Below are 20187 nucleotides of genomic sequence, written 5' to 3'. Positions count from 1 at the left end.
GCGTGAAACGGAGGTCGTCGCCGTGTCCGGCAGATCCCCATGTGGGTGACCAGATCGAACAACCTCAAGCCGATCACCGGAGGTAAAACGACAAGATGAGAGGAGGTGGTCGAACTCGCCAGCTTTGGCGCCGAGGATGAAGGCGTGGAGCTTGGCGGTGTTGGTGGTGATGACGGTGTCCGGGTCGTCGGACTCGCGCAAGTGGCGGGCATCGCCAGCTCCGGTGGCAAGTTCTAGGCAGTTGCTGGAGCCTTCGCCTTCGCTGTACGAAGACTTCTGCCACGAGAGTTGGGACATGGAGGCATCCTTTCAGGTCTGGAGCAGGTAGATAAGGTGTTGAATGAGTCCTAACGAGCTGCGGAAAGGCAGGTCGCGCAGGGATCTGCTGGTGTCGATAGCGGGCAGCGCGACATCACTCAGTTGTTGAAGCTTCCGACGGTACGCTGAGATTTCGGCCTGATCCCCAAGGTGCTCGGCTCGCTTGGGTCCGTCCAGGATGATGGTCGAGAGTGCAGCGCAGCCTGGGTCGCAGAAGAGAAACGACGCGGAAAGCGGTGCATGCTTCGGTGCGGTGAACGGCAAGACCTGGATGGTGACGTTGGGGAGTTCCGCCACGTCGATCAGGTGAAGAAGCTGAGCCCTCATTACATCGTCACCAGCGAACCGCATGCGCAATGCTGCCTCATGAACAACGAAGCGAAACTGTCGGCTCTTGTCATCGGTCAGAATTCGCTGCCGCTCCAGGCGGAACTTGACGGCTGTCGCGACATCCCATAGGCCGTCGCGGTAGCCGTCTTCGTAGATGGCCTGCGTGTACGCGGGGAGCTGGAAGACGCCAGGGATGTATAGCGCGTCATAACCTTCTACGCAGACAGCGCGATCCTCTGCCTCGGCGAGATCAAGGGCAAGGTCTGGAACCTGCCCATCGAACTCTGTCCACCAGCCCTTGCCGGTGCTACGCCCCATCTCGGCGAGCGTCGCCCGGTAGGCCGGATCGGTGCAGCCATAGGCGTCGAGCCAGATCTCAAGGCGTTCCGGATTGAGGGTGATCCGTCCGGCCTCGGTGTGGCTCACCGCCGGGCTCTTCATCCCCACCAGTGCGCCGGCCTCCGGAGCGGACAGCCCGGCTGCCAGGCGCAGGCGCTGCAGTTCTTCCCCGAACCGGCGCTGACGCTGACTGATCGGCCCCTTGTATCCCACGGCTTTCCTTTCCTGTCGACGCAGTCTCGCGCACAAGTCGTTGACGACGCCACCAACGGGTGACAGCACCCGGGAGACTCATCGAGTGGCTTGCAATGTTGCTCGGCATAACCCTACTCTCAGTGTTGCACCGATCACACGACGGAGCGTCAGTAACGCCTGTAACAAGGGCAGTAGGCGCCTTCTGCCCGCGCACCGCAGAGCAGCCACGCGTGACATTCGCCAGTCCCGCCCTGGCCTGGCTCACGGCGACACATCTCCGCCGGTGAACCACCCCTCACATCCCCACGGAGGTCCCCTATGTGTGCCTTCAACCTGCCCGAACCGCCCGACTGGTCCGCCGCCCGCACCGAGTTGCGCGAGGCCCTGACCAGCGCCGGGTGGCCGGACGACACCATCTACGACGCCGAGCTCGCCCTTCATGAGCTGTTTGTCAACGCTTGGAAGCACGCCGGAAGCTCCGCGCCCCTCGTGGTCGTCCTGCTCCTGAACCGCACCCTCCGCGTCTCGGTCTGCGACGACAGCCCGGACCTCCCCGAGCAGCGCGAACCCACCGACCCGTACGCGCAGTCCGGTCGGGGCCTGCACCTGGTCCGCGAGCTCACCCACCGCTTCGGCACAAACCCCCGTAAAAAGGGCAAAATCGTCTGGTTCGAGCTGGACGCCGCCGCGTGAACGACAGCCGCGGCCGCCACCCGATCAAGCCCACCGACCCGCGCACCCGCGTCTACACCGAGGCTCAGATCACCAGCCTGATCGCCGAAGTCCACGAGCGCGGCCGCAAGTTCGGCATCATCTTCCCGTCCGCCACCACGGACCGGACCATGGACGGCCGGGTCCTCGTCAACTCCGGCACCGCGCCGTCCACGACTCTCCTCAACCTCCTGAACCTCCTCCTCGACGCCGGGCGGGGCGGTGACCCGTGGGAGTCGTGATCCCCCTCGCCACCTCCTCGACCCAGGCCGTGCACGTCGAGCGCACCACCGTCCCCTACCTCACCGTCGAACACGTCCCCGACGCCACCGTGCAACTCCGCCTGGCCGTTGACCTCGACGTCCACGCGGGCCCCGGCGAACAGCTCGCCTTCCCGCTCACCCGCGACCAGGCCGAAGAGCTCCTTCACGGCCTCGCCGCCCACCTCGGCACCCGCGTCCTCGGAATCCGCCGATGAGGCCCGGCACCACCGGCTTCCTCGTCGCCACCGCCTTCGCGGTCCTCCTCGCCCTCGCCATCCTCACCGTCGTCCTCGGCGTCATCACCGCCCTCAACGTTGCAAGGGCCGACGAGGACGAGCCCAACCAGGGCATACCGGGCTGATCGACCCCACCCCAGGGCGGCTGCCGCCCCAGCCGCCCTCACCCCCCAACCCCCCGGTGCACCACCCTCCCCGAAGGGCACCCTCATGCCCGAAGTGCCGCCCCCGCTCGCCAACGCCCTCGCCGCCGCGCACTACGCCGTCGCCGCCGCCTTCGACGCGTACGCCGACCACCCGTGCGGGCCCGTCGTCCCGGACGACTTCGACTGGCCCGAACTCGAAGCCTTCCTGTACGAACTCGGTTACGAGGCCGACGAGTCCGACGTCGCCCTCAACCTCTACCGCCTCCTCACCGCCGTCCAGCGCATCGCCTACCGCGAAGCCGCCGGCCGCAACGCCACCTGGCACCCGGGCCGCCTCAACCCCAGACCCCGCCCCAGACCCCGCTGAGCCAGAAGTCGGCCCGTCCGACTTTCCACTCCGGAAGCCGTTCGGGCCCTCTGCGCACCCGCAGAGGGCCCGGGAGGCCGCTGTCCGTCTTCGGCGGGCGGAGGTTCGCGCTGCGTGATGGCCGATCCCCCCGGCCGTCCTGCCGTTGACACTTCTGGCCCGTGAACGAGGTGGTGGTCCGACTGGAGGGGGTGCTGTTTCCGGCGGTCGCGGACGTGAGGATGTTGTCGGTCGGGTAGGCCGACGAACGCTGTTGCGTCTGCACGTCCGGCGGTTGATCTGCGCCGGCACATCGTGTGAGCGGCAGACTTCTGCCAAGCAGGTGTCGAGCCCGACGTATGGTCGCGCGGGCTTCGACCTCCTGCGGTAGCGCGCTCTGCTCCATCCATGACCGTGGGTCAGATAAAGCTTCCCTTACCGCTCTTGGGACTCCTGGCAGGTGGTGTACTTGGCCTGGTCAGTGGTCGGTGTCGTGCGCGAGGCCGCAGGCGGCGGGACGCGGTCAGCCGTGCAGTCGCCCGCGATAAACCCCGGTGACATCGGCGGGCGTCCCGCGATAATGGTCGACATGGAGAAGGTCGAGGTGGTCGTCGCCCATCAGGAGCGCGCGACCCTGCGCGTCGGCGACGTGTTCCTGAAGATCGACGCTGACCAGATGCGCACCGACGTCGAGATCGAGGCGATGGCCATGGCGCCGGTCCCGACTCCGGAGGTCCTGTGGCGGAAGCCGCCCGTGCTCGCGCTCGCCGCCCTCCCGGGCACGGCACTCGGCCGCCTCGGCGAGCCGTCGACCGCGTCGCCGGCGGCGTGGGCCGCGGCGGGTGCCGCCGCACGGACGCTGCACGACGCGCCGCTGCCGCCATGGCCCGGTCGTAGCCCTGACGAACTCGCATCGGCCCTCGACGCCGAATGCGCCTGGCTCGTCACGAACGGTGTCCTTCCCGCCGACCTGGTCACGCGCAACCGCCGCGTCGCCGAGGGTGCGTTGCGGCCGTGGACACCGGTGTTCACGCACGGCGACTTGCAGGTCGCCCACATGTTCGTCGACGGTGACGAGATCACCGGCGTGATCGACTGGTCCGAGGCGAGCCGGGGCGATGCCCTGTTCGACCTCGCCGTCCTGACGCTCGGACACGAGGAGCACCTTGGCGACGTCGTCGCCGGCTACGGCACCGACGTCGACCTCGACGTGATCCGCGCGTGGTGGTCGCTGCGAAGCCTGCTGGCGGTCCGCTGGCTGGTCGAGCACGGCTTCGACCCGTCCGCGCCGGGCTGCGAGGTCGACGTGCTGAGATCCAACGGCTGCGAGTAGTACCAAGGGTTCCTGGCAAGGCGTGTCGCGCAGTCGTCGCCGGCAGATGGCGGCGCAGCCCAGGGCAAGGAAGGCTTCGTGGATGTCGTCGCGGATCCCCCGGCGGATGCGCGGGCGGCGGAACCGGTGCAGCAACGCGACCACGGCTTCGGCGACCCGGCGGTAGCTGCCGAGGCCGGAGCCGTGCTCCTCGCACAGGGTCATCGGTTCGCCGTCGGTGACCGCTGGGCCCCAGGCGCCCCTGCGCCAGAAGTCGGCCCGTCCGACTTCCTGCTCCCGAAGCCGTCCGGGCCCTCTGCGCGTCCGCAGAGGGCCCGGGAAACCGCTGGCTGTCTTCGGCGGGCAGAGGTTCACGCTGCGTGATGGCTGATCCCCGGCCGTCCTCGTGAGGTTGCCTGAAGATCGTCGGGCGCCGTCGTGCTGCCGTTGACACTTCTGGCTCGTGAACGAGGTGTTGGTCCGGCTGGAGAGGTTGCTGTTTCCGGCGGTCATGGACGCGAGGTCTGCGGTGGTCGGGGCGTCCTGCCCGGGCTGCGGAGTCCAGTCGGGTCGGCTCCATCCATGCCTGTGGGGCGCGGATCAGCATCGCTGGGGGCAGGCGTATGTGCGGGGGCTGCTGCTGGAGGGGCGGCGCAAGTCGGTGGAGCCGATGGCCGCGCGGCCATCGGCTCCACGATCCCCACCGTCATGGCCAGGCCGGTGGCCGCCGCGCCCAGCCCGAGCGCCGTGATCCCGTACAGCAGCAGGAACGGCCGCAGCAGCCCCGTCCCGACCGCGTCCACCGCCACCGCGTAGCGCGCCCCGCCGCCGGCCTGCACGAATTGACGGGGCGTCGGTCGAGGCATCGTGATCGTCGTCATGCCGTCCATCGCCTTCGCCCGGCCCTCGCGGGTCACGTGAGTTGACGGTCCTCGTCAATCGGGGCAGGCGACGGCGGGCGGTTCGGCGGCCGGGCGGGGGCGCGCCCAGGGGCGCGCGGAGGCGCGCTGGGGCGCGCGGGGGCGAGGGGATGCGCACTCGACAGGTGACGGGCGGCCGACCATTCTCGAACATGCGTGCGTGACCCGTCACCTCAACCCGCGTGAAGGAGCCCTCGTGGAGCGTCAGTTGGAGAATCGGCCGGCCCCGCTGAACCGCCCCCTGGAGTGTCCGGTCAACCGCCCAGTGCTCGTCCTGGACCCCACCGGGCGGGCCCGCGACGCCGAGAGCGCCGAGCTGATCGCGCGCGGGCCCGCCACGCCCGCCGACATCCTCGGGGTGCAGGCGTGGGCCGTGTCCGACCCCGACCTGCTGGAGGCGCTGCTCAAGGACCCGAGGATCGCCAAGAACGGCCCGCAGCACTGGCCCGACTACGGGTCGGTGGCGGCCGGCTGGCCGCTGGCCCTGTGGGTGACGGCCCGCAACATGTCCACGACGGACGTCGAGCACCACCGCCGGCTGCGCCGCCTGGTGAGCGCGGCCTTCACCCCCCGCCAGGTCGCCGCTCTGGCGGACCGGATCGAGGGGATGACGGCCGGGCTGATCGACACGATCGCCACCGCCGGCACCGGCGGGGCGCCGGTGGACCTGCGGCAGCACCTGGCCCGCGCGCTGCCGATCCTGGTCATCGCCCACCTGCTCGGACTGCCCGACGAACTGCGCGACGGCTTCAGCCGGCACGTCGACGGGGTCTTCGACACCACCCTCACCCCGGAGGAGTCCCAGGCCAACAACGTGGCCCTCTACACGGTGATCGCGACGCTGGTCGCCACCAAGCGCGAGCAGCCCGGCGACGACATGACCTCCCTGCTGATCGCCGCCCGCGACACCGAGGGCGACGGCAGCGCCCTCACCGAGGAGGAGTTGCTCGACACCGTCATGCTGGTGGTCGCCGCCGGCTACGAGACCACCGTCAACCTGATCGACAACTCCATCTCCCTGCTGCTCACCCACCCCGACCAGCTCGGCCTGGTGCGCGCCGGCAAGGCGGGCTGGGACGACGTGGTCGAGGAGTCGCTGCGCCGGGAGGCGCCCCTGGCGCACCTTCCGATGCGCTACGCCCTGGAGGACATCGAGCTGCCGGGCGGGGTGACCGTCCGCCGGGGCGATGCGATCCTGGCCTCCTACGCCGCCGCCGGCCGCCACCCCGCGCGGCACGGCGACAGCGGCGCGGAATTCGACGTCACCCGGGACGTCAAGGACCACCTCGCCTTCGGGCACGGCCCGCACTTCTGCCTCGGCGCACCGCTGGCCCGCCTGGAGGCCCGCACGGCACTGCGCGCACTGTTCGAGCGTTTCCCGCACCTGGTACTCGTCCCGGGCGTCGAGCTGGAGCCGGTCGACTCGCTGATCTCCAACGGGCACCGCACCCTGCCGGTCCTCCTGGATGGCCCGGACCGGGCCTAGGGACCGTATCGGGTTGTGATCAAAGACCTAACCCAGACTGCCCTTTGATCACAACCCAACGCGGTCCCCAGTAATTGACGGGAGGATAACCCTGGCCGGCCGCGTAGGTGTACCAGATCTGGTTGTTGCCGTTCCAGCAGTCCCACTGCTGGATGCGGACACCGTTGGTGTTCGCCCCGGCGGGGACGTCCAGGCACTTGCCGCTCCACGCGTTGCGCAAGGTGTAGTCGCCGCCCGGGACGTGGATCCAGAGCCACTTCTGGTTGGCGCCGCCGGTGCAGGACCACTGCTGGGCGGGTGCGCCGTTGCCGGTGCTCCAGCCGCCGATCTCCAGGCAGTGCAGGCTGATGGCGCTGCCCAGGGTGACGACGTTCGGGACCCTGGACGGGTGGTAGTCGTCGGCGTCGGCACTGGGCACGCCGACGGTGAGCGCGAGGCCGGTGCCGAGGGCGGCAGGCATACCGTCACTCCCAGGAGTGCGGGATCCGGTCTTGGCGACCGCGAAGTCGCGACGCTCTGCGATCACCTGGGAGACCTGAGCCTGTACTGCCGTCATGGCAGGCTGAACCACCCTGGGACCAACTCGCCGCTGTGCTGCCGGAGGGGTCGACCGGCGCGGCGGCTCGTCCGCCGGGCTGCCACCGCCCACGTGTCACCGATCTGATCGGCGGTCAGGTCGCACTGGCTTCCGCCCTCCACGCGGGGCGGAGTCGCGCGGCGACGTCGCCGGCCTGGCGAAGACCCGCCTGGTAGGCCGGTTCCCAGGCTGCCAGGTCGCCCAGGTTCGAGCCGAAAGCGCGCACCGAGGCCGGATCGGGGCCGATGGTCACCACGGTGTCCGCCCCCACGGCCGCCAGCTGCTGGTCGAGTGGCTCTCGGGGAAACAGGTGGGACATCGGCTCGATCACGACCAGTGTGCGGGCACCGGCCGCGAGATCGGCGTTGGTGCCCGCACGCAGCGCACCGTCCATGTATCGCCGGCCGTCGATGGCGACGGGCGGCGCGGCTCCGGGGAAGGCGCTGCTCGCCGCCACCGCGTGCACCAGCGGCACTCCGCTGTCGCGGTCCCACACCACGGGCTCACCGGTGGTCGCGTCCACGGCGGTGATCAGCAGTCGCCGCTCCGGCCACGCGTCCGCACCGATCAAGGCGGCGCGCCCCGCGATCAGCGCCTCATCGGCCTGGGGGTCGGTGCTGTCGAGCGCGAGCCGGCCGACGCGACGCCTGGCCTCGCCGGGTTCCAGGCTGCGGTCGCCGAGCACGGCGAACACCGCGCCCGTCCGCTCGGGGTCCGCCTTGAGCCGGTGAGCTGCCGGGCGAGCCGAAGTCGCGAGCCGACCCGGGTTCTGCCCGGTGGCGAGCAGTGCTCCGACGATCGCGCCGCTCGACGTGCCGACGGTCAGATCGGCCTCGCCCGGATCCACGCCGTCGCGGCGCAACCCGTAGGCCAGGCCGGCCATCCAGGCCGTGCCGACGTGACTCCCTGGGCCCAGGACGAGTGCTCGGTCGAAGGTGGGCATGGTGGTCTCCCCTCGTTGTTGAAACAGTCGTACCATATATTTGCTGACGCTGTTTCAGTTCAGGTTTCCGAGAGGAGATCCACCGTGGGGCGACCCGCAGATCCCACCCGGCGTGAGCGCACACTGGCGCGGGCGACCGACTACGTGCTGGCGCACGGGTTGGCCGGGCTGAGCCTGCGACCACTGGCCGCAGCCCTCGACACCAGCCCACGGATGCTGCTCTACGACTTCGGCAGCAAACAGGAGTTGGTCGCCGCGGTCCTCGCCGAGGCCCGGCGCCGAGGTGCGGTGCGCCTGGCCGGGCACCTTCCGCCGGAGACGGGTTCCGTGCAGGAGCGGCTGCGTGGCATCTGGGCGTGGATCAGCGCGGACGAACGTGCGCCGTTCGTCCGGCTGTTCTTCGAGGTGCACGCCGACGGCCTGCTCCACCCCGAGGCCTATCCCGACCAGGGGCGGGCGATCACGGACTGGTTCGACACCCTCGGTGCCACATTCCGGGACGTCTCCACCGGCCCTGACGACACCGTCACGCCCACGTTGGTCATGGCCGTTCTCCGGGGTCTGCTGTTCGATCTCACAGCCACCGGCGACCGCCACCGTGCCGATCGTGCGCTGGATCGCTTCGCCGAGCTCCTGAGGTAGTGAACGCACGCGTGGCATGGGGCCATGCGCGACCTCTGGGCCGGAAGCCGGCCCGTCGACCGTCCGACTTCCCACTCCTGAAGCTGCTCGGGCCCTCTGCGTACCCGCAGAGGGCCCGAGAAACCGAACGTCAAGGAACAGCGGGGAGATCAGTGCGCGCCGGAGGGCCGCCGAGGGACTCGACGATCAGCAGCGCCCACTTGTTCGCGACGTCCGAGAAGATCTCCCGTGCCAGCGAGTCCGCGCGCGTCAGGTCCGCATCGCCCGGGCGGCCGGGAAGCCGGGCACCGCCCCCGCACCCCCGGCCACCCTGATCGGTGTCGCGGCACTGGACCTGCCCGAGCACCTGGTCGAGGTCGAGGCCACCGCTGTCCTGGACTGCGACGGACTCGACCGGTGTGCGGTCCTTCGGCCCTGAGTAGCCTTGGGCACCTCCACGTTGGCGGGGTTGAGAAAGGCGGGCCCGTGAAAGGCCGGATCTCGGTGAGGCAGGCGCTGGGACTGCTGACGGGTGTCTGGCTGTTCCTGGGCGGGGCCTACCTGGTGGCGCTCCTGTTCGACGATCCCGGACTGACGGTCTGGGCACCGGCGACCATGTACGCCGGGGGGTGGTGGGCGCGCCACCGGCCATCGGTCCGGGCAGGGCTGGTCGGGACGATCGTCGGCTGTGCCGTGGCCTTCCTGCTCGTGGACATCCTGCGCGAGCACCTGAGCAAGGCCGCCGCGGACGGGCTGGCGGCCGGAACGGCGATGATCCCGGTCGCTGCGGTCCTGGTCGTCTGGACGCACCTGGCACCGGCGTTCGCCCGACGGAACGCGGCCGGCTGACGCGCGCCCGCCGGGCCGAACGCGGAGGCCGGGGAGGGTGTCCGGCTCGTCGTCCGGGGACGACCTCAGGCCGGACACCCTCCCTGCGCCGGGCGCGCCCGCCCGTCAGGCGGTCGGCGCGGTGCCCTGGGCGTTCCGGCGGCGCAGGTGGACGGCGCCGAGGACGCCGGCGAGCGCGACGCCCCCGGTCGCCCCGGCGACGGCCGGGTTGATCATCGGCACCGATTCGGCGGGCTGTGCCCCGCCGCACTGGGAGTGGCCGATGGTCAGGTTGGCGCCGTTCAGGACCGGCAGCAGGGCGAAGCGGGCGGCGTTGACGGTCAGCACGCCGTTGGCGTCGGTGGTCTGCTCGTTGAGGATGATCGTGCCGATGGCGGGGATGCTGACCTTGGTGTTGGCGGGGGCGTTGGCCTGGAGGGTGGTCGGGATCCCGGCGATGGTGACCGTCCCGCCCGCGATCGTGCCGCTGCCGGTGGCCCCGGCGGGGGTGGCGTTGCAGGTGGTGTTGATGCCGGTCAGGGACGCCTGGGCGAGGCCGAGGTCGAGCCCTATCCTGTCGACCGTCGCGGAGGCCGTCGAGGTGCCGTCGGCGGGGTTGCCGGCGGTGGTCGCGGTGAGCACGGAAGTGGTGCTGAACGGCCCGAGGTTGAGGCCGACGAGGGTCTGCGTGCCGCCCGACGGGTAGGTCGAGTGCGGCGTCGGCGACACGGCGACGAGCCCGCTCAGGGCGTCCGAGGAGACGACATAGGCGTCGGCCTCGGGGGAGGGGAGGGCGGCGTACGCCGGGGCGGCGGAGGCGAGGATTCCGGCGGCGAGCGCGGTGCCGGCCAGGACGCGGACGTGGGTGCGAGTTCTCACAGGTCGGGCCTTTCGGTTGGCAGACCACTGGATCTGTCACGGGATACGGGTGAGGTGCGGGTCATCGACTCCGCCGACCGGTCGTGGCTTTGGCCACGGATCACCGGCCGGGGAGAAGCTCCGTCGGTCAGGCGGTGGCGATCTCCTGGACGGCGGGCGGCGGCTCTGCCGTGCGGGCCGTCTTGTGCCAGGAGTTCTTGCGCCGCACGATCCGCCAGAAGGCGCGGACCGCGACGAGGTAGGTGGTCGCGGCATAGACCGCGAGCGCGAGGCCGTAGCCGAGCGCGGCCCGGCGGCTGATCCCCGGTTCACTGCGACGCCGGTACACCGGCCCCCAGACGGCGAACTCGGCGACCCCCACGAGCAGGTAGAGCGCGATCAGCGGAGCGCCGCCCCGGCCGAGGAAGGAGAGGACGAACTCGGGGTAGGCGACCGAGTTGTAGGCGAAGGCGGCGATCGGCACGGTGTACACGACCAGGCCGATGACCTGGAGCCAGGGCTGGACCATGAAGTAGAGGACTTCGAGGAAGCCCGTCGTGCTGAAGCGGTGCGATCGCCAGACCTGGCGCAGATAGGGCGCGCACTGCATCGCGCCCTGTGCCCAGCGGACCCGCTGGGTGATCAACTGCCGTACGCTCCACAGGGCTTCCTGGTCCACCCAGGCGGCCGTGGTGTAGCCGTTGCGCCAGCCGCCGAGCATCATCCGCAGCCCGAGCTCGAAGTCCTCCAGCAGCGCCCTGCCCCACGGCTCGGCGCTGCCCTGGTCGATCGAGCGCAGTGCGCTGAGCCGGTTGGCCTGGCCGTTGCCGCCCACGTTGACGGTCCGGGTGTACCGGCGGGTGATCTGCATGGCGGAGATCGGCCCGCGGAACTCGATGTCCTGCAACCGGGCCAGCAGGCGGGCGAACCGGTTGGCGAGGCGCCCCCGGCCGGGCAGCGGCACGGCCACGTCGCGGTTGGACATCCGGACCTCGACCTGGACGGCGCCGATGGCCGGGTCGCCGAAGAACGCCGGCCCGGCGAAGCAGTGCAGCATCCCCGGGGAGGGCCGCCCGTCGGCGTCCAGGACGGTCACGACGACCCGGTCGGCGTCGGCGTTCCCGGGCAGCCAGGCTTCGAGCGCCTGGTAGGCGGCGTTCAGGGCGTCGCCCTTGCCCGTCCGCGCCTGCGGCAGCCGGCGGCCGACCAGTTGGACGGGCTGCCCCGCGCCTGCCCGGGCCCGCACCACCTCGGCCGTCCGGTCGTTGGAGTGGTCGTCGACGACCCAGACGCGGGCCTCGGGGAAGTGCCGGGCGAGGTAGTCCAGGGTGGTGCCGATCACGGCCTCCTCGTCCCGGCAGGGGATGAAGAAGTGCCAGCTGAACCGGGTCGGGTCACCCGGGGTGTCCGGGCGGGCCCGCAGGAAGTTGCGCACGATGACGGCGACATAGGCGAGGAAGCTCACCCCCAGGACGAAGGAGAGGGAGATGGAGATGTCGAGCAGGGTCACGGCGCGCCATCCTCGACGTCGTGGGTGGAGGTTCGGGTGATCATGTGGAGGAAGAACAGCAGGGCGACCAGGGCGGCGGCCATCATCAGCACCGAGCCGAACAGGACGTGCGTCCAGCCGAATCCCTCGTCGCCGTAGCGGTGCTGCATGGCGACGATCAACGTCAGGCGCCCCAGGTTGGTGGCGCCGATCAGGGCGGCCGCCAGGACGAAGCCCAGCAGGACCCGCGTCGGCCTGCGCGCGCTGAACAGCAGCAGGACGCCGGAGAGCAGGGCGAGCGGGGCGATCAGCAGGGCGCTGCTGCAACCGGTGGTCAGCGCGATCCCGCGCCCGAAGCCGCCGTCGTCGCCGGCGTAGAGCACCGGCGCGTCGGGGGACGTGAGCAGCATGGTCTTCAGGCCCAGCGTGTGGGAGACGAGCCACTGCGCTCCGGCGATCTCGTGGAAGCGGTAGTAGCGCTCGCCGGCGACCAGGAACCCGCACAGACCCAGCAGCAGCGGACCGAACACCCGGCCGGGCAGCGGGGTGCGGCCGGGGTGCGACACCTGCGAGCGGGCCGGCCGCGACGGCTGGGAACGTTGCGGGTACGCGTCTGCGGTCACGAGGAAAACCCCCTGGGGGAAGGGCGGGTGGCGGGAATCGGCGCCCCGGCCCGTACCGCCGGCTGATCCGGTAGGGGCTCCGGAATGGGCTCCGGGGCGGGCCGAGGGCGGTTTTCCGGCACCCGGCGGAACGACAAGGTGTGGCCGGTGTCCGGGCGTTGGTGCCGGCTATGCCCCGCCGCGGTTCCGATCGGTCGGCTCCGCCGTGTCGGCGGTGTCGGCGGCCAGCCGGCTGCGCCGGATCAGCACGACTCCCACCAGCACCAGCGCCGTGGCGGCCGCGGTCGCGATGCCGAGGCCGGGCGAGCCGGTCGAGGCCAGAATGCCGCCGCCGGCCGCAGTCGGGGGAAGGCCGCCGGTAATGGGTCCGTACATGGACAGTTCCTCTCGTTCTGACCGGATTGTTCCGATCTGGCCAGCCCGTATGTTGCTGCATCGGCCGGATGATCTGACCGGTGCCGCGCCCATCTGAGGGGAAATCACTCATTTGCCTCAATTGGCCGAGCACGAACTGCTGGTGACCAGGTATCCGGCACCGGAGCCGCCCGGCGGGTGCGCATCCGGCACCCGTCCCTGACCTCGCCCTTGACGGCCCGACGGGCCGATCGCTGTCCGCCGAACGGGTGATAGCGCCCGGGGTGAACCGGCTTTTATTGGGCCAATTGGGTGACATTAGGGGCATGTATTGATCTTTTCTTCGAGCCCCCTCCCTACCGTCTGCTGTTACTGCACCGACCTCATCCCGCCTCTCGCCCCCTTCGGAGCGCCATGTCCTCGACCGATGTCACCCTGGTCCTCGGAACCCGGCCGGAAATCGTCAAACTCGCCGGTGTGGTCCGCCTCCTGGGCCCCCAGGCCCGCGTCGTGTGGACCGGCCAGCACTGGGACCCGGCCCTCACCACCGCCTTCTTCGCGCAGTACGGCCTTCCCCGCCCGCACCACCTGCTGAAGGGCGTCGGCGGCGAGCCGCGCGGCCGGCAGATCGGCCACATGGTCAGCGCGCTGAGCGACCACCTCGCGGCACGCCCGCCGGCCGCCGTCGTCGTCCAGGGCGACACCAACACCGCCGCCGCCGGCGCGCTGGCGGCACACTGCGCCGGCATCCCCGTCGTCCATGTCGAGGCCGGCCTGCGCTCCTTCGACCCCGACATGCCCGAGGAGGCCAACCGCCGCCTCATCGCCCCGCTCGCCGACCTGCACTGCGCGCCCACCCCGACCGCGGCCGCGCACCTCCTGCGCGAGGGCATCGAACCGCACCGGGTGGTGATCACCGGGAACACCGTCGTCGAGGCGACCCTGGAGACCCTGCCCGCCGAAGCCGAGGCCCGCCGCATCGTGGCCGAGCACGCCGTCGCCCCGGGCGGCTACGTACTCGCGACCATCCACCGCCCCGAGAACACCGACGACGCCGCACGGCTCGCCCAGATCCTCGACCAACTCGCCGCCCTGGACATACCGGTGCTGCTGCCGCTGCACCCACGGACCCAGGCCGCCGTCGACGCGTTCGGCCTGCGGGCCTCGATCGCCCGGCTGCGGCAGATCGAGCCACTGGACCACGCCGCCTTCCTCGCCCTGGCCCGGCACTGCCGCCTGCTGGTGTCGGACTCCGGCGGAGTCCAGGAGGAGTGCACCGTGCTCAAGCGCCCGCTCGTGGTGGTGCGCAACTCCACCGAGCGCCCCGAAGCCGTGCAGGCCGGCTTCGCCCGCCTCGCCCGGCCCGGTCACGAACTCGCCCGGACCCTGAGGGACTTGCTCGACGACGAGGCCGCTGCCGAACGGCTGGCCAGGCTCCCTTCCCCCTACGGCACCGGACAGGCGAGCGCCGACATCGTCACCGCGGTCCGCAGCCGCTACCTCGCCCCCGGGCGGACCCCCGTACCGCAGCCCGGCCGCGAGCCGCTCGCCGCCACGGCGGCCCACCCCGGGCACTGATCCGGCCGGCAACCGCCCTGCGGCGGAAGGGGCTACCGGATCAGCCGCCGCTCCTCTTCACGTCCTCGGCGGCGGGGCGGCTTCCCGGCTCCCCAGGGCGGGCGCGTCGGACAGGCCCGAGGCCCACATCCGGCCGTAGGCCGAGTAGTCGCACAGGTGCCGGGTCACCTCGGCGGCGCTGAGACCCGTGCCGCCCTCGATCCACCAGGAGAGCACCCCGACGACCTCTCCCGTCCACGCCCGGGCCACCACCTCCAGCGGGACGCGCGGCTGAACGCCGGCCTGCCGGCAGCGGCTCCGGAAGACGTCCCCGGCCAGCTCGCCGATGATCTCGGTGAACTCCCGCAGCGCCCGGCCGTCCCCCTCACCGCGAAGGATGACCTGGCAGGCCGGCCGCTCCCGCTCGGCGTGCTGGAACAGGTGCAGCAGCGGCAGTTCGGCGATCCCCTCGGCCCCGGCGTCGGCCTGCTCGACCGCCGGCATGACGCGCACGCGGTCCAGCGCGAGGTCGCGGACCACCCAGACGAGCAGGTCCTCCTTGTCCCGGTAGTGGGCGTAGAACGTGGCGCGGCCCACGTCGGCCCGCTCCACCAGCTGATCCACCGTGACCGTGTGGAACCCCTTCTCGAGCACGAGCTCGACCAGCGCCGCACCCAGCGCACTGCGCGTACGGCGCACCCGGCGGTCTTCAATCACCTTCACAGGAGAACTAACGCTCCTGACAGTGTCTGGTCACGACCGGGCCGCGGTGGCCGGGCGAGGGAAGTGCGGCGCCTCAGGGCAGCGGGGTGCGGGGACTGCGGCTCGTCGAACTCGGGGGCGTCGATCCCGAGGTCGGACGCGATCACAGCCCGGTGCGGTCCCTCCACCAGACGAACACCTCGGTGCTCGGCTGCCGTTCGGAGAACAGGCCCGACGGGGAGACCTCCCGCAGAAGCCGGAGCAGGTCCGCCTCGAAGCCGGCCCGGCGCGCGCCGAACAGGTGCGGGGCCGAGGACGACATCGAGAAGACCTGGGCGACCACCTCGTCGCGCGTACGCTCCAACGCCTGCCCGCCGGGGACGACATGGCGCTGGAGGCCGGAGAACCCCGCCCGGGCGAGCACCGCGGCCTCGTCGTCGGGCGTCCCGTGCGGCAGCACCCCGCGGCCGGCCCGTCGGACCGGCCCCAGGTACCGCCCGACCAACGCGTCCACGGCCGCACCGGGCACCGCCGGGTGCGGAAGGCCCTCCACGGAACGAGTCTCCGTCTGCAGATCCGAGATGTGCACCAGTGCGCCCCCGGGTCGGAGCATGCCCCGCATGGTCGCCGCCACCGGCCCGCGGTCCATCCAGTGGAAGGACTGGCCGAAGGTCGCGACGGTGAACGTTCCGAGCCCCGCGGGCAGATCCTCCGCCCGGGCCCGCACCCACCGCGCCTTCCAGGCCACCCCGGCCTCGGCGGCCGCGCGTACGGCTTCGGCGATCATCCCGCCGTCCGGGTCCACACCGACGATCTCGCCGAACAAGTCGGCCAGGCCCACCGCAAGGGTGCCAGGACCGCACCCCACGTCGACCAGGCGCCCCCGTCCGTCGAGCCTCAGAACCCCGGCGAGCACATCGGCCAGCCCGGGAGCGTAGGGGAGCCTTCCGCGCCGGTAGTAGGCGGCCGTGCCCGAGAACAACGAGTCGTCCCACTCCCAGTCGGCGGCCACGTCCACCCACCACCCTTCTCCCGATCCACGTCCACCCGGCGTCCGATGATTCCACGGCGGCGACCGGTACAGCCCGGCGAAACCCCGCGAGTCCTACGGGTGGTGGGGTAGTGCCCAGTTGAAGCCCGCCGTTCGTGCCCGCCTCCCCGACCGGGCCGCCCCGCATTCGGCGGCGCGTGACAGAGTGAGCGGGAAAAGGGGTAATGACTCGGTAAATCGACTGCTTGCCAAGGAGAATGACGATGACTCAGCAGAAGCTCGACGTGTGGGCGTTCGCCGCCCCGCTCGTCCTCATGGGGTTCGGCGGGCTGAGCCTCTACCTCGGCCTGCCGGACGACGGACCGGTCACGTGCGGCAGCTCGACCATGTACCCCGGCGACTACTGCGGACCGCTCGCCGGGCGGGTGATCACCGGCAGCGGCGGGCCGCCCGCGAGCAACTACGACGCCATCGCCGCCGAGCAGCACGCGTCCACCCCCTTCGCCATCATCCTGGGCGTGGTGCTCCTGGTGGCCGGCGCCGCCGTTCTGGCCCTGCTCGTCCACGCCGCCCGGCGGCGCCCCGCCCAGGGCCAGACGTTCTGACCCGTGGGGGCGGGGGCGTCGCGCCGTTCCTGTTCGGTGCGGTGAGGCCGGGCCCGTCCAGCCCCGGTGGCTCCGGGCGCGACTCGGCGGGGCGCGGCCGCTCGGGCCCGGGTCGGTTCGGGGGCGTCCGGGCCTGTGGTTAGGCTGGCTGCGAGCGGACGTCCGTGATCGAACGTCCGTGGCTGAACGGGGCCGTGGGGGCCGCGCCCGGCGTGGGTCGCACGGCAGCAGCAAGGGGGGTTTGACGTGTATCCACTCGGACTCGGGGTGGTGTCGTGGTGGTGGATCGCCGTCCTGGCGACGGCGGTGTTCCTGGCGGTCCTGGTACCGGGGATGCCCACGCGCACGTACCGGATCCAGACCGCGCTGGCACCGCTCGCCATGGCGGCCTTCGCGTATGCGAGTTACGCGGTGAAGCACATGGAGCCGACGACCATCCTGGTGATGTACGTGACGGGGATCCTGGTCTTCCCGCTGGGCGCCATCGGCCATCGCCGGAAGCTGGCACAGCGGTTGATGGAGGCACAGCGGAAGGGTGAGTCGGACGAGGATACGTGGCCGCCGGCCATGATGGCGCAGATGCTGCTGGCCGCCGCCGTGCTCTGTGGGGTGTACCTCTGGATCGCACCCTGGTAATGGGGTAGTGCTTGCCGTAACGAGGCCGCAGCCCATGGGCTGCGGCGCGTCGTCCCCGCGCCATCGGTCCCGTACCCCCGTCCCCACCCCGGGGGGTGATCATCTCGCCGTCGCCGCCGCCGGATAGCCTCGTCCGCGCACGGCTGGAACGGATCGACGGGGGACGCGACACCATGGAGCACACCGACGGCTGCGACGAGCGACTGGCGGCCGAGGGGGAGGTGGCCGTCGCGCGGCTGGCCATGGACTCCGGGGACCTCCCGCACGCCGCCGACCACCTCGCGGACGCGATGACCACCGACCCCCAACTGCCCGAGCTGCACGAGGCGCTGGCCGAGCTGTGGGCCCGTGCGGGCGGCGCGGAGGCGGCGCGGGAGCTGTTCCCGCTCGACGGGCAGGTGTACCTGGGCACCGTGGTCTGCCGGGCGCACGTCGAGGCGGCGGCGGGGGACTGGGACGCCGCCGTCGCGCTGCTCGCCTCGGCGATCCAGTACGAGCCCGGCAAGCCCTGGGCGCACACCGCCTGGCTGGGCCGGGAGGACCTGCCGGAGCTGGTCTCCCCGGACGCCGTCGCCCAGGCGGTGATGCGGGCCGCCGGTACCCTCCCGGACCCGCTGCCGGAGGAACTGCGCCCGGCCGTCCAGCCGTTCGAGGACTTCGCCCAGGCCGTGGTGGCCCGTCACCCGGACCACCCGCTGCTGCTGGCCGTGGTCTCCGGGCTCACCCGGCGCCTCGGTGCCACCGCGCGCGCCGTGGAACTCGCCGAGCACGCCCACCGCCTCGCGCCCGAGTACCTGCCCGCCGTGATGCTCGGCAACGCCCTGCGCGCCCACGGCGAGCCGGACCGCGCGCTGGAGGTCTGGGAGGCGGAGCTGGCCCGCGACCCCTCCGACACCTACCTCGCCGTGGACATCGCCGAGCTGTACGGGGCCACCGGCCGGCCCGCCGAGGGGCTGCCCTGGCTGGACCGGGTCCTCGCCACCGAGCCGGACCACCCCAAGGCGGGCCCGGCGCTGCACGGCCTGCGGCACGCCGTCGACGGCGGCACCGCCCACCTGGTCGCGCTGGTCGACCACTACCGCGCCCACCCCGAGCACGACTACGCACCCGATCTGCTGGCCCGGCTCTGCAGGCGGCAGCCCTGGCTGGGCATGGTACCCGGCGCGACCGAGGCCACGGTGAACGTCCTCCACCAGGTCCTGAAGTCGTCCGACACCGGCCGGGACAACGAGATCACGTGCACCGTCTCGGCGCTGGAGCCGCCCAGTTCGCTGCTGGCCCTCCACCTGGCGCTGCCCCGGGCGACCGTCGAGTACCGGGCCGTCCTCGACCCCGACCCCCGGCTGCCGCTGCGCGAGGTCGGCACCCGGGTCTGGACGTACGACGGCACCGACCCGCGCCCGGCCGTCGCGCCGCCCTCGGCGAGCGGCGCCGAACTCGTCCGGGGCACCGCCGAGATCGTCTGGCCGAGCCTGCCCGCCGCGTACGACCACGCGGTCCGGCTCGCCGCGCTGCCGCTGGACGACCTGGTCGGCGTGCTCGCCCACCCGCCCGCGCCGCGTGAGGAGGAGCTGGGGCAGGCGCTGCTGGCCCACCAGCCCGAACTCTGGGTGCGCGCCGTCCAGTCCTTCGCCTGCCTCGGCATCGCGCACCACCGCACCGACCAGCCGTGGGAGGGCTCGGACCGCCGCCGGGTACTGCTCGACCTGCTGCTCGGCTCCGAGGACTGGGTGGTCGAGGCGGCCGGTTTCGCCCTGACCGCGATCGGCTGGACGCACCCCGAGGTCCGCGCCGACATCGCCGCCCAGCTCCGGACCCGGCTGCGGTACTCGGCCGAGGCGTCCCAGCGGCGCGAGGTGACCGTGCTGCGGTCGGTCTGCACCCTCGTGCTGGCCTGCCCGTGGCTGGACGAGGCCGATCTCGACCTGGCCCGTCGCCTGATCGAGCGGGACGACCTCGCCCGTGCCGCCGAACCCGCCGAGGAGGACGAGCACCGCGAGCGGGAGGCGATCGAGCAGGCGAAGGCGCCGGCCCCCGCCGAAGCGGAGGACCCGGAGGCCACAGGGGGCAGGGCGGCCCAGGAGGCCGAGGAGGCCGAGGAAGCCCTGGAGGCCGAGAAGGCCACGGAGGCCGAGGAAGCCGCGGAGCCCAAGCCCGTGGCACCCCGCCCGGGCCTCCTCCGCCGCCTCCTCGGCCGCGGCTGAGCAGGCCCCCACCGCTGCCCGCCTGAGCCCGGGGCCCCGTCCCGCCGGTACGGACCCGGGCAGGCCAGGGTGCCGCGTCCCGGCGTACGTGGCGATCCCCTTCTCCGTGTTCACCGGCTCGATCGGCGGCCGCGGGCTGGAGCGCTGCCTGGCCGAGGCCGGGGACGCGGACGGCTTCGTCGCCTTCGTCCACCGCCTTCTTCCGGAGCCGGACGAGGAGTTGATCCGGCGGATCGCCGGGATCGCCGGGATCGTCGGCGAGACCTGTGAATTCGATGACGGTTTCGCAGAACTGACGGAACGTCGGACAAGCGCGTCGGTGACCGTCCGCAAGGCCGCGGGCGACAACTACTCGTTCACCGAAGGGCACTCCGGCTACTCCGCCGTCCCCCCGGCGGTGGTCGAACCGGCCGGTGGCCACCACGGGGTGCCGAGGCATCCGGGCGTCGCCGAACTGGCCGCGGCCATCGCCAACCGAGGGTGAACACGCCTGTCACCAGCCGAGAGTGAGTGTGCATGTCACCAGGTGAGGGTGCACGTGCACGTGCACGTCACCCGCCCTCTGCCCCGGGCGCGCATTCCTGGCGAAGGCGGATA

Annotated in this window: 24 protein-coding genes and 2 pseudogenes; 15 read left to right on the top strand and 11 right to left on the bottom strand. The window is 71.8% G+C overall.

Annotated elements, in window-relative coordinates; translation table 11 throughout:
• Both ACIP82_RS27490 and ACIP82_RS27485 read right to left on the bottom strand, forming a co-directional pair.
• Nucleotides 1–297: DUF397 domain-containing protein (locus ACIP82_RS27490; protein ID WP_400657113.1), on the bottom strand; the 297-nt coding region annotated here is incomplete at its 3' end.
• A 12-nt stretch (nucleotides 298–309) separates the two neighbouring features.
• Entirely contained in the window at nucleotides 310–1200 is an 891-nt protein-coding gene (locus tag ACIP82_RS27485) for a helix-turn-helix domain-containing protein (RefSeq protein ID WP_400657111.1), read from the bottom strand.
• Nucleotides 1201–1500: 300 nt separating this feature from the next.
• Between ACIP82_RS27485 and ACIP82_RS27480 the strand changes: the two genes are divergently transcribed.
• The 8 genes and pseudogenes from ACIP82_RS27480 to ACIP82_RS27445 all read left to right on the top strand — a co-directional run bounded on the left by ACIP82_RS27480 (nucleotide 1501) and on the right by ACIP82_RS27445 (nucleotide 6602).
• Nucleotides 1501–1875: an ATP-binding protein gene (locus ACIP82_RS27480; protein ID WP_400657109.1), complete on the top strand. Its 375-nt coding sequence runs from the start codon at nucleotides 1501–1503 to the stop codon at nucleotides 1873–1875.
• Nucleotides 1872–2135 carry a hypothetical protein gene (locus ACIP82_RS27475; RefSeq protein WP_400657106.1) on the top strand — a complete coding sequence of 88 codons (264 nt, stop codon included), beginning with the start codon at nucleotides 1872–1874 and terminating at the stop codon, nucleotides 2133–2135. Before ACIP82_RS27480 ends, ACIP82_RS27475 begins: the two co-directional genes overlap by 4 nt.
• A complete protein-coding gene (locus tag ACIP82_RS27470) occupies nucleotides 2123–2371 on the top strand; it encodes a hypothetical protein (protein ID WP_400657103.1) in 249 nt (82 codons plus the stop codon). The genes ACIP82_RS27475 and ACIP82_RS27470 overlap by 13 nt, the downstream gene beginning before the upstream one ends.
• Nucleotides 2368–2517, top strand: coding sequence for a hypothetical protein (locus tag ACIP82_RS27465; protein WP_363606855.1), 150 nt, complete (start codon nucleotides 2368–2370; stop codon nucleotides 2515–2517). Before ACIP82_RS27470 ends, ACIP82_RS27465 begins: the two co-directional genes overlap by 4 nt.
• A gap of 85 nt (nucleotides 2518–2602) precedes the next feature.
• Nucleotides 2603–2905 carry a hypothetical protein gene (locus tag ACIP82_RS27460; protein WP_400657101.1) on the top strand — a complete coding sequence of 101 codons (303 nt, stop codon included), beginning with the start codon at nucleotides 2603–2605 and terminating at the stop codon, nucleotides 2903–2905.
• A gap of 568 nt (nucleotides 2906–3473) precedes the next feature.
• Nucleotides 3474–4217 carry a phosphotransferase family protein gene (locus tag ACIP82_RS27455; RefSeq protein ID WP_400657099.1) on the top strand — a complete coding sequence of 248 codons (744 nt, stop codon included), beginning with the start codon at nucleotides 3474–3476 and terminating at the stop codon, nucleotides 4215–4217.
• Between the two features lie 565 nt (nucleotides 4218–4782).
• Nucleotides 4783–4878, top strand: a pseudogene (locus tag ACIP82_RS27450) (transposase); the annotation flags it as partial.
• 479 nt (nucleotides 4879–5357) lie between these two features.
• The gene (locus ACIP82_RS27445; RefSeq protein ID WP_400657131.1) at nucleotides 5358–6602 is read left to right on the top strand and encodes a cytochrome P450; all 1245 of its coding nucleotides are present in this window, start codon (nucleotides 5358–5360) and stop codon (nucleotides 6600–6602) included.
• Between the two features lie 19 nt (nucleotides 6603–6621).
• Here ACIP82_RS27445 and ACIP82_RS27440 read toward each other — a convergent pair whose 3' ends face one another.
• Both ACIP82_RS27440 and ACIP82_RS27435 read right to left on the bottom strand, forming a co-directional pair.
• Nucleotides 6622–7062 (bottom strand): RICIN domain-containing protein, encoded by a 441-nt coding sequence (locus tag ACIP82_RS27440; RefSeq protein ID WP_400657097.1) that lies wholly within the window; start codon nucleotides 7060–7062, stop codon nucleotides 6622–6624.
• Nucleotides 7063–7273: 211 nt separating this feature from the next.
• Nucleotides 7274–8062 carry a patatin-like phospholipase family protein gene (locus ACIP82_RS27435; protein ID WP_400657094.1) on the bottom strand — a complete coding sequence of 263 codons (789 nt, stop codon included), beginning with the start codon at nucleotides 8060–8062 and terminating at the stop codon, nucleotides 7274–7276.
• A 144-nt stretch (nucleotides 8063–8206) separates the two neighbouring features.
• On the opposite strand from ACIP82_RS27435, the gene ACIP82_RS27430 reads away from it, so the two are divergent.
• On the top strand, nucleotides 8207–8764 hold the full coding sequence (locus ACIP82_RS27430; protein WP_363606868.1) for a TetR/AcrR family transcriptional regulator: 558 nt from the start codon (nucleotides 8207–8209) through the stop codon (nucleotides 8762–8764).
• Nucleotides 8765–8933: 169 nt separating this feature from the next.
• Here the strand turns inward: ACIP82_RS27430 and ACIP82_RS27425 are convergent.
• Nucleotides 8934–9017, bottom strand: a pseudogene (locus ACIP82_RS27425) (transcriptional regulator); the annotation flags it as partial.
• Between the two features lie 212 nt (nucleotides 9018–9229).
• On the opposite strand from ACIP82_RS27425, the gene ACIP82_RS27420 reads away from it, so the two are divergent.
• Nucleotides 9230–9592, top strand: a complete 363-nt coding sequence (locus tag ACIP82_RS27420) for a hypothetical protein (protein WP_400657092.1) — start codon at nucleotides 9230–9232, stop codon at nucleotides 9590–9592.
• Between the two features lie 105 nt (nucleotides 9593–9697).
• Here ACIP82_RS27420 and ACIP82_RS27415 read toward each other — a convergent pair whose 3' ends face one another.
• The 4 genes from ACIP82_RS27415 to ACIP82_RS27400 form a co-directional block, all read right to left on the bottom strand.
• Nucleotides 9698–10450 (bottom strand): choice-of-anchor P family protein, encoded by a 753-nt coding sequence (locus tag ACIP82_RS27415; protein ID WP_400657090.1) that lies wholly within the window; start codon nucleotides 10448–10450, stop codon nucleotides 9698–9700.
• Nucleotides 10451–10577: 127 nt separating this feature from the next.
• Nucleotides 10578–11939, bottom strand: coding sequence for a glycosyltransferase family 2 protein (locus ACIP82_RS27410; RefSeq protein ID WP_363606873.1), 1362 nt, complete (start codon nucleotides 11937–11939; stop codon nucleotides 10578–10580).
• Nucleotides 11936–12541 (bottom strand): archaeosortase/exosortase family protein, encoded by a 606-nt coding sequence (locus ACIP82_RS27405; RefSeq protein ID WP_363606874.1) that lies wholly within the window; start codon nucleotides 12539–12541, stop codon nucleotides 11936–11938. Before ACIP82_RS27405 ends, ACIP82_RS27410 begins: the two co-directional genes overlap by 4 nt.
• Before the next feature lie 168 nt (nucleotides 12542–12709).
• Nucleotides 12710–12916, bottom strand: coding sequence for a hypothetical protein (locus ACIP82_RS27400; RefSeq protein WP_363606875.1), 207 nt, complete (start codon nucleotides 12914–12916; stop codon nucleotides 12710–12712).
• Between the two features lie 393 nt (nucleotides 12917–13309).
• Between ACIP82_RS27400 and wecB the strand changes: the two genes are divergently transcribed.
• On the top strand, nucleotides 13310–14473 hold the full coding sequence (gene wecB / locus ACIP82_RS27395; protein WP_400657087.1) for a non-hydrolyzing UDP-N-acetylglucosamine 2-epimerase: 1164 nt from the start codon (nucleotides 13310–13312) through the stop codon (nucleotides 14471–14473).
• Nucleotides 14474–14530: 57 nt separating this feature from the next.
• Here wecB and ACIP82_RS27390 read toward each other — a convergent pair whose 3' ends face one another.
• Complete coding sequence (locus ACIP82_RS27390) at nucleotides 14531–15175, bottom strand: TetR/AcrR family transcriptional regulator (protein WP_400657085.1); 645 nt, start codon at nucleotides 15173–15175, stop codon at nucleotides 14531–14533.
• A gap of 142 nt (nucleotides 15176–15317) precedes the next feature.
• Nucleotides 15318–16166: a class I SAM-dependent methyltransferase gene (locus tag ACIP82_RS27385; protein WP_400657129.1), complete on the bottom strand. Its 849-nt coding sequence runs from the start codon at nucleotides 16164–16166 to the stop codon at nucleotides 15318–15320.
• Between the two features lie 242 nt (nucleotides 16167–16408).
• Here ACIP82_RS27385 and ACIP82_RS27380 point away from each other — a divergent pair, with 242 nt between their 5' ends.
• The 4 genes from ACIP82_RS27380 to ACIP82_RS27365 all read left to right on the top strand — a co-directional run bounded on the left by ACIP82_RS27380 (nucleotide 16409) and on the right by ACIP82_RS27365 (nucleotide 20074).
• On the top strand, nucleotides 16409–16750 hold the full coding sequence (locus ACIP82_RS27380; RefSeq protein WP_363606879.1) for a hypothetical protein: 342 nt from the start codon (nucleotides 16409–16411) through the stop codon (nucleotides 16748–16750).
• 246 nt (nucleotides 16751–16996) lie between these two features.
• Complete coding sequence (locus ACIP82_RS27375) at nucleotides 16997–17386, top strand: hypothetical protein (RefSeq protein WP_400657083.1); 390 nt, start codon at nucleotides 16997–16999, stop codon at nucleotides 17384–17386.
• A gap of 173 nt (nucleotides 17387–17559) precedes the next feature.
• Complete coding sequence (locus ACIP82_RS27370; protein ID WP_400657080.1) at nucleotides 17560–19590, top strand: hypothetical protein; 2031 nt, start codon at nucleotides 17560–17562, stop codon at nucleotides 19588–19590.
• A gap of 88 nt (nucleotides 19591–19678) precedes the next feature.
• Nucleotides 19679–20074, top strand: coding sequence for a hypothetical protein (locus ACIP82_RS27365; RefSeq protein WP_400657078.1), 396 nt, complete (start codon nucleotides 19679–19681; stop codon nucleotides 20072–20074).
• The last annotated feature ends 113 nt before the right edge of the window (nucleotides 20075–20187 follow it).

The sequence above is a fragment of the Kitasatospora sp. NPDC088548 genome (genome assembly GCF_044753005.1).
Taxonomy (GTDB): Bacteria; Actinomycetota; Actinomycetes; order Streptomycetales; family Streptomycetaceae; genus Kitasatospora.
The sequence above is the reverse complement of the archived record's forward strand: the minus strand, read 5'-3'. Positions and strand labels throughout refer to the sequence as shown.

Excerpts from the sequence above, each read along its gene's own strand:
- ACIP82_RS27480 (WP_400657109.1), top strand. The coding sequence starts at position 1,501 with ATGTGTGCCTTCAACCTGCCCGAACCGCCCGACTGGTCCGCCGCCCGC.
- ACIP82_RS27465 (WP_363606855.1), top strand. The coding sequence starts at position 2,368 with ATGAGGCCCGGCACCACCGGCTTCCTCGTCGCCACCGCCTTCGCGGTC.
- ACIP82_RS27460 (WP_400657101.1), top strand. The coding sequence starts at position 2,603 with ATGCCCGAAGTGCCGCCCCCGCTCGCCAACGCCCTCGCCGCCGCGCAC.
- ACIP82_RS27455 (WP_400657099.1), top strand. The coding sequence starts at position 3,474 with ATGGAGAAGGTCGAGGTGGTCGTCGCCCATCAGGAGCGCGCGACCCTG.
- ACIP82_RS27440 (WP_400657097.1), bottom strand. The coding sequence starts at position 7,062 with ATGCCTGCCGCCCTCGGCACCGGCCTCGCGCTCACCGTCGGCGTGCCC.
- ACIP82_RS27435 (WP_400657094.1), bottom strand. The coding sequence starts at position 8,062 with ATGGCCGGCCTGGCCTACGGGTTGCGCCGCGACGGCGTGGATCCGGGC.
- ACIP82_RS27400 (WP_363606875.1), bottom strand. The coding sequence starts at position 12,916 with ATGTACGGACCCATTACCGGCGGCCTTCCCCCGACTGCGGCCGGCGGC.
- wecB (WP_400657087.1), top strand. The coding sequence starts at position 13,310 with ATGTCCTCGACCGATGTCACCCTGGTCCTCGGAACCCGGCCGGAAATC.
- ACIP82_RS27380 (WP_363606879.1), top strand. The coding sequence starts at position 16,409 with ATGACTCAGCAGAAGCTCGACGTGTGGGCGTTCGCCGCCCCGCTCGTC.
- ACIP82_RS27370 (WP_400657080.1), top strand. The coding sequence starts at position 17,560 with ATGGAGCACACCGACGGCTGCGACGAGCGACTGGCGGCCGAGGGGGAG.